1 pseudogene is annotated in these 667 nt (G+C 52.9%); it reads right to left on the bottom strand.

From position 1 onward, the window contains the following. Positions 1-340: 340 nt before the first annotated feature. A pseudogene (locus IEX86_RS24800) lies at positions 341-667 on the bottom strand (transposase); the annotation flags it as partial.

Here is a 667-nt window from a genome sequence, read left to right as displayed (position 1 = left end):
TGCTGCTGAGAGACGTTGAGAAAGCATGGTTTAGCCTCAGGGCCACTAGCGGAGCAAATGTTCTAGACATTCGCGTGATAGAGCTAAGTGGTTAGGCTGGCTATGGGGTTCCCTCAAGGCAGGTTAGAGACGTAATTGGATGTTGTTATTAAGGTATGCCCCATAGACTACACCTAGGGAAATATCGATACTTAAGGATAGTCTGAAGTAGCCCTGTATTTCCCGTCGCCTTCAGCCCCGCCGATTTGGAAAGCAGCGAATCAATCAAAAATGATCGGATCGTCTGCTCATCCCGGCGTTTCTGGCCGCCACGATGACCTTGCGGCGACCATTTCCCGTATCACAGGCGTACCTCGCCTACATCGGTCAGTAAATGTCGGCGTGCCATCCACAGGTTCGACAGGGCAAACAGGGTGACCAGCTGCGCCGTGTTCTTGGCCAGGCCGCGAAAACGTACCCTGGTGTAACCAAACTGGCGCTTGATCACCCGAACAGGTGCTCGACCTTGGCACGTACCTGGGTCTTGGCTTTCTCGATCTTGCGCTTGGCTTTGTAAAGTATGCGCCTTCATGCCGAAGTAGTACTGATTGCCTTTCCTGGTCTGATGCATCTCGGGATCGTGCTTGCCGTCTTGGTTCTTCGTCGAGCTAGGGGCATGGATAATCGT

Origin of the sequence: Pseudomonas asuensis, assembly GCF_014646755.1 — a bacterium.
Taxonomy (GTDB): Bacteria; Pseudomonadota; Gammaproteobacteria; order Pseudomonadales; family Pseudomonadaceae; genus Chryseomonas; species Chryseomonas asuensis.
Note: the sequence above shows the minus strand (reverse complement) of the source record. Positions and strands in the feature narration are given on the sequence as shown.